The organism is Paenibacillus sp. GbtcB18 (genome assembly GCF_019091125.1).
Classification (GTDB): domain Bacteria; phylum Bacillota; class Bacilli; order Paenibacillales; family NBRC-103111; genus Paenibacillus_F; species Paenibacillus_F chitinolyticus.
Genome location: NZ_JAGXJX010000625.1, coordinates 1 through 250, shown reverse-complemented (window position 1 = coordinate 250; position 250 = coordinate 1). Strand labels below are relative to the sequence as shown.

The 250-nt window shown below is 61.2% G+C and carries 1 pseudogene; it reads right to left on the bottom strand.

From position 1 onward, the window contains the following. Positions 1 to 250: pseudogene (locus tag KVT34_RS30700) on the bottom strand (serine hydroxymethyltransferase); the annotation flags it as partial.

Here is a 250-nt window from a genome sequence, read left to right as displayed (position 1 = left end):
TCGACGGGGAGTCGCGGCAGGGGTACCGATTCGGATTCCGCCGGGTACGAACGGGCCGGGCGGAACGAACGGGAACGCGTTCTTGTTTACGGGCACGCCCCCCTCATCAAGAAGATGCCCGGCGTCTTTGCCTGTGATGTTCAAGCTGCGGGTGTCGATCAAGGTCAGGTGATTGTCCGTACCGCCCGAATCGAGGTTGGTGCCTTCGGCCGCCAAGCCTTCAGCCAGCGCTATGGCATTATCAATATCG